We start from the raw sequence: 13982 nt of genomic DNA on the forward strand, positions 1-13982 counted from the left end.
TCTTTGCGGTACAGTAGTTGGAATATTTTAAAGTCATAGCTTTTACACACAAAACGCTTCCCCTGGAACTCATTGGCAAGCTTCACCTCACTCAGGAAGAGCAAACCACCGTACTCGGGGCTTTCAAAATTAATTTCGGGTTTGAGGAACTGCTCTTTTTGAGCACCTGCAACCGTATCGAATTAGTGCTTAAAACCTCCCTGGAACTAAATCCTGTTTTTATTAAAGAATTAGCTTTGTTTTTGAACAGCCGCCTCAATAACGTTGAAGCAACAGCTTTATCGGAAGCGGCTGAGGTTTATGAAGGAAATGATGGAGTTCAGCATATTTTAAAGGTGGCATCATCACTTGATTCACTCGTAGTTGGCGAACGCGAAATTATTACCCAGGTTAGAAAAGCCTATGATTTTTGCAATGGTCTTGGATTGACCGGCGATTTTATTCGCTTGCTCATCAAACAAACTATTGAAACGGCAAAAGATATTTATACAAATACAGATATTGCAAAAAATCCGGTTTCAGTAGCTTCATTAGCTTACCGCCAATTGCGTCATTTGGGTATTAAGAACGAAGCGCGTATAATTTTTATCGGGAGCGGTGAAACAAACACCATTCTTGCAAATTATTTTCAAAAACATAAGTTTGCCAATTTTACTGTATTTAACCGCACACTAACCAATGGTCAAAAACTTGCCGCTCTTCTGAAAGGAAAAGCTTTTGAGCTTAGTACCCTTCCAGATTTTAAAGAGGGTTTCGACGTGATGGTAGTATGCACGTCAAGTTCGGAAATTATAGTTACGGAAGAAATTTTTTCTATTCTGAAAAGGGATGGCTCTTCAAAAAAAGTAATCATCGACTTAGGTATACCTTCCAACGTTCACAGTTCGGTAGCAAAAAATACGCAGGTAAGTTACATCGATATTAATTCTTTAAAAGCTCAAGCCGAAGCAAATTTACAATTACGTAAAAACGAAATTGTAAAGTGCGAAGAAATCATTCAGGCAAAAATAGAACAGTTTAATGCACTTTATGCCGAACGTCGCATCGAACTGGCCTTTGGCTCCGTTCCTAAGCAGGTAAGGGCTATTAAAGATCTTGCCCTAAATGAAGTATTCGCTAAAGAAATAAATTCAATGGATCTTCAAAGCAAAGAGGTTTTAGAAAAAGTACTTTCTTACGTGGAGAAAAAATACAATGCGGTAGCTATAAAAACTGCCAAGGAAGTTTTTCTGTCTTCCAAAAATTAGAATTCTCTGATTTATTCAATTACAATTTTTACACTGCAGAAGTTTCCTGTCGCACTTTTTACCCGTAGTATGTAAATACCTGATGATAAGGTCTCAACATTTAGAAAACTGTTACGTTGTGCGATATTCGCGGTGGTTAGAAGCTTACCGTAACTATCATATAACCATATTGTGTTAAACTCCTCTTCCTGGAATTTTAAGGCAACTTCAGTTTTAGCGGGATTTGGAAATACAAAAACAGATGCTTGCTCTTCGCGCTGTTCAACGGGAAATTCAGTAAAAGCAAATGCGCCCAATTCCGGATTTGCTTCTGTTAAGATCCATGGACCCGAATAGACACTCGGAATATTCGAAAAAATCGGCGGCAAATAAGAGATATTTTTTACTTCCGTTTCTTTTAAATTAAGATTCAGAAAAATTTTATTTGCTTCAACTCTCAAAGAATTTATATGAATTTTTTCAGAGAGGGTTTTGAAAAAATAGTCTTTCATATAAGCAATGCCTGCCTGAGGACTGGGATAAATGCAGCTGTCCTGTAACTGAATGTTTTTATTAAATTCTATACAAATTTCATTTGCGCTACTGTAATAAGCTCTCTGAATGTTTGCAGGTAAAATTATTTCTTCGTCCAATGGAAAATTGTACATGTATTTTTTTGCAAGGGGCAATAATTTTTTAGCAAGGCGTGTATACCCTGCAATCGTGTAATGACAGCCATCTGCATCGCGGTCCGAAAAGGGTGAACCAACCGTAGACATGACGGCGACATCGTGGTAGCGTTGGGGTAATTTTCTTTGTATTTCGCGCACAAGGTTATGATATTCGCCTCCGCAGCCAAGATTTAATTGCAGCACAACTATTTTCTTAAGTGAAGGATAATCAGCTTTCCACGATGTGTAAAGTGTCTCAAAGTTTTTACCATAGTTTAAACTGCTATCGCGTTCGGTATTTCCATCTGATTCGCCCTGGTACCAGAAAATTCCTTTTACCCCTTTAACTGCGTCATTTGCGCTCAGTTTTTTATAAATGCGATCATAGATAAAAGCTTTAGGCTTGTTATAGGCGCCGGTACTATGTACCAGAGAGTCTTCCACAGAAGGTGTATGAGATGCAAAATGTTGCCGGATAAGCGTACTGCCCTGACTTCCGTTAATAAAACAATTTGGAATTCCGGTCTCATTTGCCAGTTCGCTCTGCAGGGTAAGGGGCCAGATGCCTGAGAAACCATAATCGCCGTGAATATAAGAATCAGAAGAGGGTCTTTTAAACTCACAATCTCTGCCTACACTTTGAATGGGATAAGTTGCATCCTGAGAAAGAGCAGTGGCTACTGCAAAACTGGATCCAATAACTCTTGTAAACGGATTGTAATAACTACTGTCGTGACGGTAGGTAGATTCATGGCTGGGACATTCAGCATTCGATTGCCCGTCAACTATAAAAAAATCTCCGGCAACAAGCCCTAATACTAGTTTTTCACGGTGTTCGGCTTTGCCATTTTCTTTTAAAAATACTTCCAGCTGGTAATTTTTCAGGCAAGCGGGAATGGTATGTTGAAGCGTAAAGGTTTCGTAGCTTTTTACCGGTTTGCTCAAAGTTTGGATAACTACGCTCCCGGTCATTTCTGAAACAACCGTGCGAATCGTTCCCGGGAAAGGAGAATAACCCTGCACCTCAAAGTGCCCGTTATTATTACTATCGCGTGCAAAGAGCTGAAGGTATTGAGGGATTTTGGAAAATTCGACCTGCCCAGAAAGGGTGTAAGTGGAAAGCCCGAAAAGTAGTATTTTTATGACAGTACGCATCTAAAATCTTTCTCAAGATAACGAATTAATGGGCTGTTTTGCTTCTTTCAGAGGTTTTAATGTTTCCCCGCTTTTCTTACCTTTGCCGCGTGGAAAGAAAAATTATTATAGGTACACGCGGAAGTGACCTCGCACTTTGGCAGGCAAATTATACAAAAGAATTGCTTGAGGATAAAGGTCATCCTGCAGAAATTAAAATCATTCAAACCAGCGGCGACCGCTCTCAGCAATGGGATACAAGTTTCGAAAAACTGGAAGGAAAAGGTTTTTTTACGAAAGAGCTGGAAGATGCTTTACTCGATAAAACGATCGATCTGGCCGTACATTCGCATAAAGATCTTCCTACAACAAGTCCTGAAGGGCTTATGGTTGCTGGCGTAAGTCGCAGAGAAGATCCTTCTGATATTCTTATCATGAGCAAAGAGGCGGTAGATGAAAAACAGAAATACGGCTTAAAAAAGAATGCGATAGTGGGAACTTCTTCTTCAAGAAGAAAGTCTCAGATTTTGGCTTTTCGTCCCGATGTGGAATTGAAAGATCTGCGCGGGAATGTTCCAACGCGTATTAATAAATTGAGAAATGGCGATTACGATGCCATTATTTTAGCTACGGCTGGTGTTGAACGCCTGGAGCTTGATCTGGATGATCTCCACGTCGAGAAATTAAATCCTGAAGAGTTTGTTCCTGCTCCTGCTCAGGGTGTGCTTGCCTGGCAAACGCGCGAAGATGATAATGAGTTACTCGAAGTTATAGATGAAATTAACGACCTGGATGTTCGTATTAAGATAAACATTGAACGTGAAATTTTAAATATGTTTGATGGTGGGTGTCAATTGCCACTTGGTGTTTACTGCGATACAGAAGAGGATGATGAAGACCGCTTAAGATTCAAAGTCTGGATCAGCATGGCAGAAGCCTGGGACAAACAACCAAAGCAATTGTATTTTGATACATTAGATACGGATGGTTTTTCGGACATGATCGTCGATCATATTCATGCCATCCAGCCGAAGAAAATTTTTGTAACCAAAACTTTTAAAGACGATGACTATTTGCCAACGGCGTTAAAGCGCCTCAATTTCGAAATAGAAGGAAAGAGTCTTATCGAATTCAAGCAAATCCGAATTAAAGAGTTACCGAAAACAGACTGGATATTTTTTAGCAGCAAGCACGCCGTACGTTATTTCTTTAACCAGAATCCAAAATTAGAAAATGTGAAATTTGGCTGCATCGGAACTTCTACAAGTGCCGAGTTACGCCAGTTTGGAAGACGCGCTGATTTCATAGGACAAAGTACCGATATTAAATTAGTGGGTAAACAATTCAGTAGCAAGGTTGGGAATTCCAGGGTTTTGTTTCCTATTGCCCGCGGGAGTATGCAAAGCATCCAGTGGCAAATGGTGAAGCGTGACAACGTTATTAACCTTGAGGTGTACGCAACTCTGAAACACAGCATCGAAATTTCTTCGGAATACGAAGTGCTTATTTTTACAAGCCCCAGCAACGTGGAGGCCTATTTCGAGAAGAATACCATTCATCCGCATCAAAAAGTTATTGCCATGGGCGAGAGCACAGGCAAGGCTTTGGAGAAATTGAAATTCAAAAAGTATACTATGCCCAGGAGTTTTGATGATTTAGGATTATTTCAGGTAGTGTTGGGGCTTTCAAATTAATGCCCATGTTTAGTAAACTGCTTTTGGTGGAAGGTTGATCCGTTCGTCCATAAGAGAATGAAATTCTTATTATACAACAGAGAGTTTAGGAGGCAAAAAACGCACGTATAGATGTGGTTGTTTAGGGTAGCTCACGATTGAGGCCAATGAAGATATCGGAAACGTCTTACTGAATGAAAAGTTTCTTTACTTGCGAATAAGACCCGCTCTGCATTTTGAGCAAATAAACACCTGCTTGAAGACGAAGCTCTTCGAGCAAATATTCTGCTTTGCTTCCCGAACCGGTATAGATATTTTCCATCCACACCTGTTTCCCCGTAAAATCAGTTATAGTAACTACAAACTCTTTAATAGCCGAGTTTTTAGTGAAGGTAAATGAAACAGTTTCACCGCTTTTTATGGGATTAGGAAAAAAAGCAAAATCAGGAATACCAGAAAAATTTACCGGCACAATGGGCGAATATTTATAACTTTTATTATAGTCTATTTGTTTTAAGCGGTAGTAGCTCATACCTTCTACAGGTTCGTTGTCGTAAGCAGCGTATTTATTATAGCTACTAGTTGTTCCGGCGCCTTTTACTTTTGTAATTGAAACAAAGTCAATACCGTTAGTGCTTCTTTCAACCATAAAACAATCGTTATTAGTTTCGGAGGCGGTGGCCCAATTTAATAAAATACGTGCTTCCAGCGATTCTGCTTTAAAGTCAATTAATTCAACCGGTAAAGGTCCTGAACCTGCAGTTATAATACCGGCGCCACTTGCACCACCCCCTGGCGCGGCACTGAGTGTTCCCCCGCTATTATCTGCTCCGGCCAATCCATTATTGGTTTGTGTGGTAACGTTTACAGTGGGTTGAGCCGAAGAGTAAATAACAACACCTTGTCCGCCGCCGCCGCCTCCAGCATGAGAAGCACCATCAGAAACGCTACCTCCATTACCTCCATTAGCCGCAAGGGTTAATGGGCAGGCAGTTGTAACTGAAAAAGTAGTAGCTTCAATAACAATAGAACCAGCCGCACCACCACCACCCATGCCATCGTTACCTCCATTAATGGCGCTAACGCCGTTTGCTGAAATTCGGGTGGTTGCGCTGCAGACAGTACTGGTGGCAATGGTATTTGCTTTTATTAAAATAATACCTCCCCCGTTTCCACCCGAAGAGTTTTGACCATTATTTTGTTGTGGTCCGCCTCCGCCTCCGCCCATAAAAATTCTGCTGGCACTAATTTGTGTTGAGAAAGAAATGCCACCTAAACCACCTCCCGGAAAACCTGTACAAGCGTTGTACCCATCACCACCAACACCTCCGGCAGTATAGTTTCCACCGCCACCGCCCCCGGCATTGTGATCATTTCCACCACCACCACCATTTAATAGTCTGCCTCTGGCATTGTTAAATGTGTTGTTTGTGTTTTTGTAAATACCTTCGCCTTTAAATCCTAATAAATTATTATTGGCAATGTATAGGGTGTTGCTATTTGCCGTGCAAATGGGGCCAGAGTTACTGCCCGAATAAATCCCTCCTCTAAAACCGAGACCGTCTGCTAAAATGCGATGATTTATAGTCAGTGTATTGGTTACATAAAAAGCTACAACGCCCCCTACATTTCCGTCCCAGGTTAAACCACTCAGGTTGGCTGTGGTGGTGTAATTAAGACCCATATCGCGAAAACTAATGAGTTGTACCGATGAGTTGGCGCCTGTGTTGTAAGTATTTGAAAGCACACTTGTAAGTGTTAGAGAAGTGGGAGTGCCTGTTGTTGGTGTTACAGCGGCTATAGTTCTAATTTCGTAGAGACCGGCACTACCTATAGCAGAAAGATTGCCAAACGTGGAAACGTTTGTAGTATTTGTTCCAATTACATTGTCTTGCATCTGCATGATAATAACGCTGCCGCCTACTGTAAAGGTGTGATTGGAAATATTTACATTGGATAAGGCAAGTACATTAGAGCCTGTAATGGATGTGATTTTCGCGTAGGCATTTACGGTGGTTTGTCCCGTTATTAAACTAGTTACATATAAAAGAACTACCAAGAAAAAATATTTCATTGTTTATTTTTTGAATGTGACTGGAAGATCTGAGTACGGATAGTGTTTATACGTAGTAAATGGTTTTTGGGTTGCACAAGAGGTCAAAATAGGCATATTATCTGTCGCTTTTTATGGGTAGCCGAAACCAATCGGACACCGGCTTTAACTAACTGCATTTTAATAATAAGTGTTACTTTATCAGGCACTTCCTGAAAATTGTAAGACTAGAATACTAGTATAAAAGGGCGCGGGATTCTTCCGTTCAGACCATTGCGTCAATGCGCTGTGAGTTAGTAATAGTACTTGTTATAAAGCCAGGGGTCAGGCTTAGACAGTCTTTTGCATCAAAATACCAGCTTGCAGAATCTTTGCTGGGTTTTGCAGAACGCGCAGTTTAGCTCCGCATAACATTTCTATCTTCGTGGTATATCCAAATTAGAATGTATTGTTTAGAAACACAGGCCTTAAGTTACAGTTTTTCAAAAACGGAAAAAATCTTAGATGCTATAAACCTGCAGGTGCCCAAAGGTTGCATTTATGGGTTTCTTGGTCCGAACGGCGCTGGCAAGACTACCAGTTTAAAATTGGTAATGGGACTACTTAAAAAACAAGAAGGAGAGATTTCTATTTTTGGTCAATCTTTTGAAAAGAACCGTGTTGCTCTTCTGAAAAGAGTGGGCGCACTTATAGAAAGCCCTTCATTGTATGGCCAATTAACCGCGTTTGAAAATCTCCTGGTGCTGCAAAAAGTGTATCAATGTCCAAAGTCAAGAATTGACGAGGTTTTACAACTTGTTGGACTTTCCCACACTAAGAATAAAAAAACTTCTGCATTTTCGTTGGGGATGAAACAACGTCTAAGTATTGCCATGGCATTGCTTCATGATCCTGAACTTCTTATTCTCGACGAACCCACAAACGGCCTCGATCCTAATGGTATTTTAGAAATGCGCATTTTATTAAAACGCCTCAATCAGCAAAACGGAACTACACTTATCATATCCAGTCATTTATTAAGTGAGATTGAAAAGCTGGTAACACATGTTGGCGTTATTCATAAAGGCAGACTTATTTTCCAGGACAGTTTGCAAGCGTTAATGAACAAGCAAAATTTAAGTTCGGTTGTACGGCTTGATACCAGTGATGATTCCAGAGCCTGCCTGGTGTTACAAGAAGCGGGTTTTACAGCTGTAGAGATAGAAGGAAAATTAGTTATTTCTTATAAATCGAAAGAGGAAACTGCTTCTCTTATAAAAAAACTTATCGAAAATAAACTGGATATTTTTGAAGTGTGCATTGAGAAAAACGATCTCGAAACTGTTTTTATGGATCTTACAAAATAAAACCCAGAAGATATGGTTACAGCTTTTATACATAGTTTCGCCGCTGAATGGCTTAAGAAAAAAAGAACTGCTGCATCGTGGCTAACCGTTTTAGGCGCTTTTTTTTCACCTCTTATTTTTTTGATTTATCAGCTCACTCATTTTACCGAACTCTACCATCTTAGTCAGTCCCCTGTTTTTTGGGAATCTGTTTTTGATCATTGCTGGAGTTTTATGTGTACCATGCTTTTGCCACTGGGCGCCATTTTAGCGGTGAGTCTTGTTACCCAAATCGAATTCCGAAATACAACCTGGAAACTCGCGCTGCTAACTCCGCAATCTCTTAGCACTTTATTTTTCTCAAAATTTGCAGTGATCCTTTTTATGTTTGTGCAATTTTTTGTTTTGTTTTGCATCGGGACATATCTCTGCGGGATATTGCCAGCCGTAGTATACAGAGGTATTCCTTTTCCGGTGGAAAAATTCCCTTTTGAGATTTTATTGAAATTTTCCGGCAAATGCTTTTTTGATGCCTTACCTATTCTCGCAATTCAATATTTACTTGGACTCCAGTTTAAAAATTTCTTAGTGCCTCTCGGACTTGGAATAGGATTATACGTAGCTTCTATGATCGCTCTTTCGTGGAAATACGGTTACCTGGTTCCTTACATTTACCTCCCTTTAAATGTGTTGCGGGGCAGCTCAGTGGATTTCGAAATAAACCGGCATTTTTTCGCGGGACTCTATTTTGTGTTTTTTATGCTTCTTAGCTATCTTTTATTTATCACTAAAAAAGAGAAAGCATAAATGAAAAAACCTGTGATCATTCTCCTGCATATCACTTACTGGACACTGTACTGCCTTCTTCTCCTCATGTTGTATGGCCTGACACGTTTAAACGAAAAAGTCCCTCATAACGGTTACGGTCTTCTTATGGTTTTGGCCCAGTCTGCCCTTTTACCTGCGGTTATTGCCTTTTATTCCTGCAACACTTTTCTTTTTTCGCTATTTCTGGGAAAGCGTAAAATTCTTTACTTTATTCTTTCTGGTGTTATTATTTCCATGTGTACGGTGGTTCCGGCAGAGATCCTGTTGTATTTTGAAATAAAAGGTGCTATCTGGAATTTTGAAAATTGCCTGGGTATTGGCCTTTTTATAACTGGAAATGCCTTAATGAATGGCGGAATGGGTACTGTGATGCGAGCCTTTGTAGAATGGTACGAAGACATCAAAGTGAAAGAAGACCTTTCGAAAAAGAATTTTGAAACAGAATTGGCTTTAGTAAAATCGCAGATCAATCCCCATTTTTTATTTAATACCATTAACAACATTGATATGCTGATCCTTAAAGAGCCACAAAAAGCTTCCACCTATTTAAATAAATTGTCAGACATTATGCGTTTTATGCTTTATGAAACTAAAACGGAAAAAGTTTCTCTCAGTAAAGAATTGGCTTACATCGAAAAATACATCGAATTACAAAGAATAAGAAGTACAAATCATGCTTACGTAAAGTTTGAAATTGAAGGATTTTCAGAAGATATCCTGGTAGAGCCGCTTTTATTTATACCTTTTATTGAAAACGCTTTTAAACATACCGAAGACAAGGCAACCAACAATGCAATCCGGATTTCTTTTTTAATAACGAAAGAGAAAATTAATTTTGAGTGTTTTAATATTCGTACAAAGACTCAGGATTTGAAAACAGAGCATAGTGGACTGGGAAACGAACTTATTACAAAACGTTTAGCTTTATTATATCCTGGCAAACACAAAATGGAGATTGGCGATCGGGAAGATGCTTATCTTGTAAAAATTGAATTGAAGATTTGAACATCCGCGCCATCATAATTGAAGACGAGCCACTCGCCGTAGAACGTACAAAAATGTACCTCGAAAAAATTCCTTTCGTGAGTCTTGTCGCCTGCTTTACAAAAGCTAAAGACGCTTTAGAATTTTTAGGAACGAATTCCATTGATCTTATTTTTCTGGATATTAACCTGGGAGAAATTTCCGGGATTCAGCTTTTAGAAACCAAGCGTCCGGAAGCCGAAGTTATTATTACCACTGCTTACGAAGAGCACGCTTTAAAAGGATATGAATTAAATGTCATTGATTATTTATTAAAGCCTTACAGCTTCGAAAGGTTTTTACAGGCGGTTGAAAAGGTTCTGGCTAAACTTTCAAAAAAAGAAAATGAAGTTTCGGAGAGATTTATTTTTATTAAAACGGAGAACCGGGTTGAAAAAGTGTTTTTAAAGGAAATTCTTTACATAGAAGGCATGCGCGATTATAGGAGGATTCACACGCTAAGCAAAAGAATTATGACTTTGCAGAATTTTAAGGAACTGGAAATAGAAATTCCATCAGCCATCATCTGTCGGGTCCACAAATCGTACATGGTTGCTTTAGATAAGATAGTTGCTTTTGAAAAGGATAAATTGAAAGTGGGCGAGGTGGTTATTCCCATTTCAGAGACCTATAAAAAAGGTTTTTTTGATCTTCTTCCGTATCCTTTAAAAAAGGATTAAACGGGTTTTTTAAAAGTCTGGTTTAAAACTGAAGCCAGCCTCAATCCGCTTTTAACTAGTTGCATTTTGATAATAGGGGTTATCTTTTCCAGATATTCATCACCTAATTTATTTCCCTGGAAATCATAAGCGTATGATAAAAGGGCGCGCGATTCTTCCATCCAGGCCATTACGTCAATGCGCTGATAGTTAGTAATGTCTCTTTTAGTAAAATTGGAGGCCAGGCGCAGACAATCTTCTGCGGTTATGGCTTTGTATTCCAGAACTTCCGAATCCCAAACTTCATGCAGATCGGTGGTTTTATAAAAGAACCTGAGTTTAATGTTACTTCCACCTTTGTCCTTCACAAAACCACAATGCAGGGGCTGATGAATGTCGGCTACTAAATGTGTTAAGAGCTTAAGAGAAAGAAAAGTTTCTTTAGTACTGGTTCTTTTTTTTAAGGTCTTAATTAAATTCTCCAGAACATTTATAATATCGGGTTGTTTTGTGCGCACATAGGTTTTATCATTCTCTATGGCTACAAAATGCCAGGGCTTCATAAAATCGTAAGATGAGTTCATAACGACTTCATCCATCCAGTAACCGGCTTTTTCAAGGGAAATCCCTTGCAAATATTTTTCCACCGAATCGGCTACAGCTGGCTCCAGGTAACGGGTTGCAATCTGTGTGACTATCTTATGAGCGCGGGGACCCCAGGCAAAAGCATTTGAAACAAGGCACAGAGTTAGGAGAAGGATGGGTATACGTCTATTCACATTTTAAATGTAGAAGTAATTGTAATAAAAAACAATACCTATGGAAGGGTATTTTCCCGAAATGACTAGGAGGAAAACCACATTTTGGGAAATGTTGGGATAAATTAGATTTTTATTACTAGTTGAAATCTCTTATAATTAAGTCTCTTAACGATATGGCTTAGCTATCGAATAATGCAGACACACAAATTATTATTATCTATAGAAAATTTTATATGTTTTGAATGAAGTAAGGTTCAAAAAAAGATTCTTCAACTTTTATATTTTTAAATCCCAAGATTAGAAATTGGGTTGCAATTTCCCGATAAGTTTCACCAATTGGTAAAAAACAGAGAATGTGATTTTCTGAGCATGACAAGCATCTTTTGAATAAAATGAAAACAGGAATATTTTTCCCATTGTAAAAAAATGAAACGTAATATTTTTCACTGTCGACTTTAAAAACGTTCTGATCTAATAAATTCGCAATTTTAATCAGTGCATCTTTATTTAAATGATGGATCCAGGAACTTTTTAATTGAAAAGATTCTCCTAAGCCTTTTCTTACCCCACCATTTTCATGAATTTCAAAATTTATTTCAAAATTGCAGTTTTCACAGTTGCAATAGATAAATTTATCTGCGAAAGGAAATTTATTAAAATCCGCACTTCTATTTTCTATTTTTCCTAACTCTAGAAAGGTTGTTTTATCTTTAACCTTAAAGTATATATCTTCTACATCTTTTATTGAACTAATTCCCATGTTTTTAAAAGTAAATTATACTTGTATTTTTCAGGTATTTCAATTTCATTTTGATTTAGCAATATATCGAATTTTTCTGAGCATTTAATTTGAATCGCTCCTCCCTGTTTTTCGAACCATGGCATGGCTTCTCCGAATTCTATAAAAACATTAGAATTCTTTTTCATTTTAACTTTAATATAATGATAGTCTCCATATTTTAAAGCATTGGCTTCTGGATCAAAATAATTTTCCATTAGTGCTCTCGATTCTATTGTATAAACTCCTACTGTATAATTCAAAGGGTGAGGCATAACCTCCCGTAATGTTTTCTCCATAGTGAAATCTATCAAATAATTCATCTGCTTTTGAATTTCTTACTTCAGACACCCCCCCAAACACCCTCGCAAGGAGGATATTCGATTGCAGGATCTAGTACGAATTTCCTATAAACATTTTGCTTATGAGCGCGGGGACCCCAGGCAAAGGCCTTTGAAACCAGGCACACAACTAAAAGAAGGGTGGGTAAGCGTGATTCACATTTTAAGTATAGAAATTGTAATAAAAAACAATACCTGTGGAAGGGTATTTTCGCGAAATTAACTGGGGGAGAAAGCACATTTTAGGGAATGTGCTTTTGTGTCAGGGTTTTATTTAAGAATCTAACGCAATTTAAATTGTTTTAAGTGAGATCTCTTCAATTGGGCTTAGTGTAACTGGAAAAGGAAAATTATAGTTAGATTTTGTTCTTTCCTCCCAAATTTTTTCAATAGCATCTTTACTGATAATTTTATGATAAACTCCTCGATCATAAAGCTCTAAAGAAAGACTTTCAAACGCAACTTTGTCATCTGTAACTATCCTGTAACTGTCTTCACTTATTTTACTTATATCAAAAGGGAAATTGCGGTATAGTGCTTTGGTGGTGACAAAAAATGAGTTAGAGATTTCACTTTTTTTAATCACAAAATAGAAAACGTTTAAAACTCCGGTTTTTATAAAAGGCAATTCAATCGGAGGATTCTGACCATGAAAATAGAGTCTATACTCATAATCATTACACCATAATTAGTATTCTAGTTCTTTATATATGGTGTAAGTTCCGAAACGCATTTTTAAATTATTGGTTGATTGATACAAATTTACCAATTGCTGGATTAAATTCAGCTACAATCTTTTCATCACCGTTTTCTATTCCATTCGGGTACTCCTAATCGCGTCTTCGATCCTGCAGTAAAACCATGGTTAGTAAAAGGAAAAGCGTCTGGTTCTGGAATATTGAAAGGAATTGATGCAATATCACTATTGGTGGCTTTGAAACGAATAACGCAGATAACTAAATTACTATCTATTGAAAATTTTACAAGTTTTGAATGAAATAAGCTTCAAAAAAAGAATCTTCAACTTTTATATTTTTAACTCCCAAGATTAGAAGTTGGGTTGCAATTTCCCGATAAGCTTCACCTTGAAACCAGGCACACAACTAAAAGAAGGGTGGGTAAGCGTCATTCACATTTTAAGTGTAGAAGTAATTGTACAAAAAAGCAAGAGCCAATGAAGAGTATTTCCCCCGAGATAAACAGGTATCAAGCATATTGATAAAAAAAAGTTGCTAAGTTCTTGAGCTAATCAAATATAATTTTAGTTCTTCCTGGTGTTGAATTTTGCGACGCAAAATAGTCCAGAATTTCTTTTTTTTCTTTATCTGAAATTTTTCCGTTTGAATCCTCCTTTTCCCATTTTCGTAAAGAGGAAAGATCTGCGTAAAAAACAGGAGGATCAAAGGTCAATTCGCCAGACACGACTACTTTTTTTTGATCATATATTATTACCATAGCTCCCCTCGAAATAATTGAAAAACTTATATCCATTGCTAATTCTAATTAGTTT

Annotated in this window: 13 protein-coding genes; 6 read left to right on the top strand and 7 right to left on the bottom strand. The window is 38.0% G+C overall.

The window, feature by feature from the left end; genetic code table 11:
• Positions 1-17: 17 nt before the first annotated feature.
• Positions 18-1247 (top strand): glutamyl-tRNA reductase, encoded by a 1230-nt coding sequence (gene hemA, locus CNR22_11960; protein ID PBQ32454.1) that lies wholly within the window; start codon positions 18-20, stop codon positions 1245-1247.
• Between the two features lie 11 nt (positions 1248-1258).
• On the opposite strand, the gene CNR22_11965 is transcribed toward hemA, so the two are convergent.
• A complete protein-coding gene (locus CNR22_11965) occupies positions 1259-3052 on the bottom strand; it encodes a hypothetical protein (GenBank protein ID PBQ32455.1) in 1794 nt (597 codons plus the stop codon).
• 59 nt (positions 3053-3111) lie between these two features.
• Here CNR22_11965 and CNR22_11970 point away from each other — a divergent pair, with 59 nt between their 5' ends.
• Positions 3112-4725 carry a hydroxymethylbilane synthase gene (locus CNR22_11970; GenBank protein PBQ32456.1) on the top strand — a complete coding sequence of 538 codons (1614 nt, stop codon included), beginning with the start codon at positions 3112-3114 and terminating at the stop codon, positions 4723-4725.
• 166 nt (positions 4726-4891) lie between these two features.
• Here CNR22_11970 and CNR22_11975 read toward each other — a convergent pair whose 3' ends face one another.
• Positions 4892-6778, bottom strand: a complete 1887-nt coding sequence (locus tag CNR22_11975; GenBank protein PBQ32457.1) for a hypothetical protein — start codon at positions 6776-6778, stop codon at positions 4892-4894.
• 422 nt (positions 6779-7200) lie between these two features.
• Between CNR22_11975 and CNR22_11980 the strand changes: the two genes are divergently transcribed.
• From CNR22_11980 to CNR22_11995, 4 genes are read left to right on the top strand one after another with little or no spacing between them, the layout of a single operon-like run.
• Positions 7201-8103 carry a multidrug ABC transporter ATP-binding protein gene (locus tag CNR22_11980; GenBank protein PBQ32458.1) on the top strand — a complete coding sequence of 301 codons (903 nt, stop codon included), beginning with the start codon at positions 7201-7203 and terminating at the stop codon, positions 8101-8103.
• A gap of 12 nt (positions 8104-8115) precedes the next feature.
• Complete coding sequence (locus CNR22_11985) at positions 8116-8889, top strand: hypothetical protein (protein PBQ32459.1); 774 nt, start codon at positions 8116-8118, stop codon at positions 8887-8889.
• Positions 8890-9915 carry a hypothetical protein gene (locus tag CNR22_11990; protein PBQ32460.1) on the top strand — a complete coding sequence of 342 codons (1026 nt, stop codon included), beginning with the start codon at positions 8890-8892 and terminating at the stop codon, positions 9913-9915.
• Positions 9912-10613, top strand: coding sequence for a DNA-binding response regulator (locus CNR22_11995; GenBank protein PBQ32461.1), 702 nt, complete (start codon positions 9912-9914; stop codon positions 10611-10613). Before CNR22_11990 ends, CNR22_11995 begins: the two co-directional genes overlap by 4 nt.
• Here the strand turns inward: CNR22_11995 and CNR22_12000 are convergent.
• The 5 genes from CNR22_12000 to CNR22_12020 all read right to left on the bottom strand — a co-directional run bounded on the left by CNR22_12000 (position 10610) and on the right by CNR22_12020 (position 13963).
• On the bottom strand, positions 10610-11371 hold the full coding sequence (locus tag CNR22_12000) for a hypothetical protein (protein PBQ32462.1): 762 nt from the start codon (positions 11369-11371) through the stop codon (positions 10610-10612). The genes CNR22_11995 and CNR22_12000 overlap by 4 nt on opposite strands.
• A gap of 211 nt (positions 11372-11582) precedes the next feature.
• Positions 11583-12113, bottom strand: a complete 531-nt coding sequence (locus CNR22_12005) for a hypothetical protein (GenBank protein PBQ32463.1) — start codon at positions 12111-12113, stop codon at positions 11583-11585.
• Positions 12095-12430: a hypothetical protein gene (locus CNR22_12010; GenBank protein PBQ32464.1), complete on the bottom strand. Its 336-nt coding sequence runs from the start codon at positions 12428-12430 to the stop codon at positions 12095-12097. The genes CNR22_12005 and CNR22_12010 overlap by 19 nt, the downstream gene beginning before the upstream one ends.
• A gap of 334 nt (positions 12431-12764) precedes the next feature.
• Complete coding sequence (locus tag CNR22_12015; protein ID PBQ32465.1) at positions 12765-13100, bottom strand: hypothetical protein; 336 nt, start codon at positions 13098-13100, stop codon at positions 12765-12767.
• 617 nt (positions 13101-13717) lie between these two features.
• Complete coding sequence (locus tag CNR22_12020; protein ID PBQ32466.1) at positions 13718-13963, bottom strand: hypothetical protein; 246 nt, start codon at positions 13961-13963, stop codon at positions 13718-13720.
• Positions 13964-13982: the final 19 nt, after the last annotated feature.

This window comes from Sphingobacteriaceae bacterium (assembly GCA_002319075.1).
Lineage (GTDB): Bacteria > Bacteroidota > Bacteroidia > B-17B0 > Aurantibacillaceae > Aurantibacillus.

Bases quoted from the DNA above. Each gene is read 5' to 3' on its own strand.
- CNR22_11965 (PBQ32455.1), bottom strand. From the start codon at position 3,052: ATGCGTACTGTCATAAAAATACTACTTTTCGGGCTTTCCACTTACACC.
- CNR22_11970 (PBQ32456.1), top strand. From the start codon at position 3,112: ATGTTTCCCCGCTTTTCTTACCTTTGCCGCGTGGAAAGAAAAATTATT.
- CNR22_11975 (PBQ32457.1), bottom strand. From the start codon at position 6,778: ATGAAATATTTTTTCTTGGTAGTTCTTTTATATGTAACTAGTTTAATA.
- CNR22_11980 (PBQ32458.1), top strand. From the start codon at position 7,201: ATGTATTGTTTAGAAACACAGGCCTTAAGTTACAGTTTTTCAAAAACG.
- CNR22_11985 (PBQ32459.1), top strand. From the start codon at position 8,116: ATGGTTACAGCTTTTATACATAGTTTCGCCGCTGAATGGCTTAAGAAA.
- CNR22_11990 (PBQ32460.1), top strand. From the start codon at position 8,890: ATGAAAAAACCTGTGATCATTCTCCTGCATATCACTTACTGGACACTG.
- CNR22_12005 (PBQ32463.1), bottom strand. From the start codon at position 12,113: ATGGGAATTAGTTCAATAAAAGATGTAGAAGATATATACTTTAAGGTT.
- CNR22_12010 (PBQ32464.1), bottom strand. From the start codon at position 12,430: ATGGAGAAAACATTACGGGAGGTTATGCCTCACCCTTTGAATTATACA.
- CNR22_12020 (PBQ32466.1), bottom strand. From the start codon at position 13,963: ATGGATATAAGTTTTTCAATTATTTCGAGGGGAGCTATGGTAATAATA.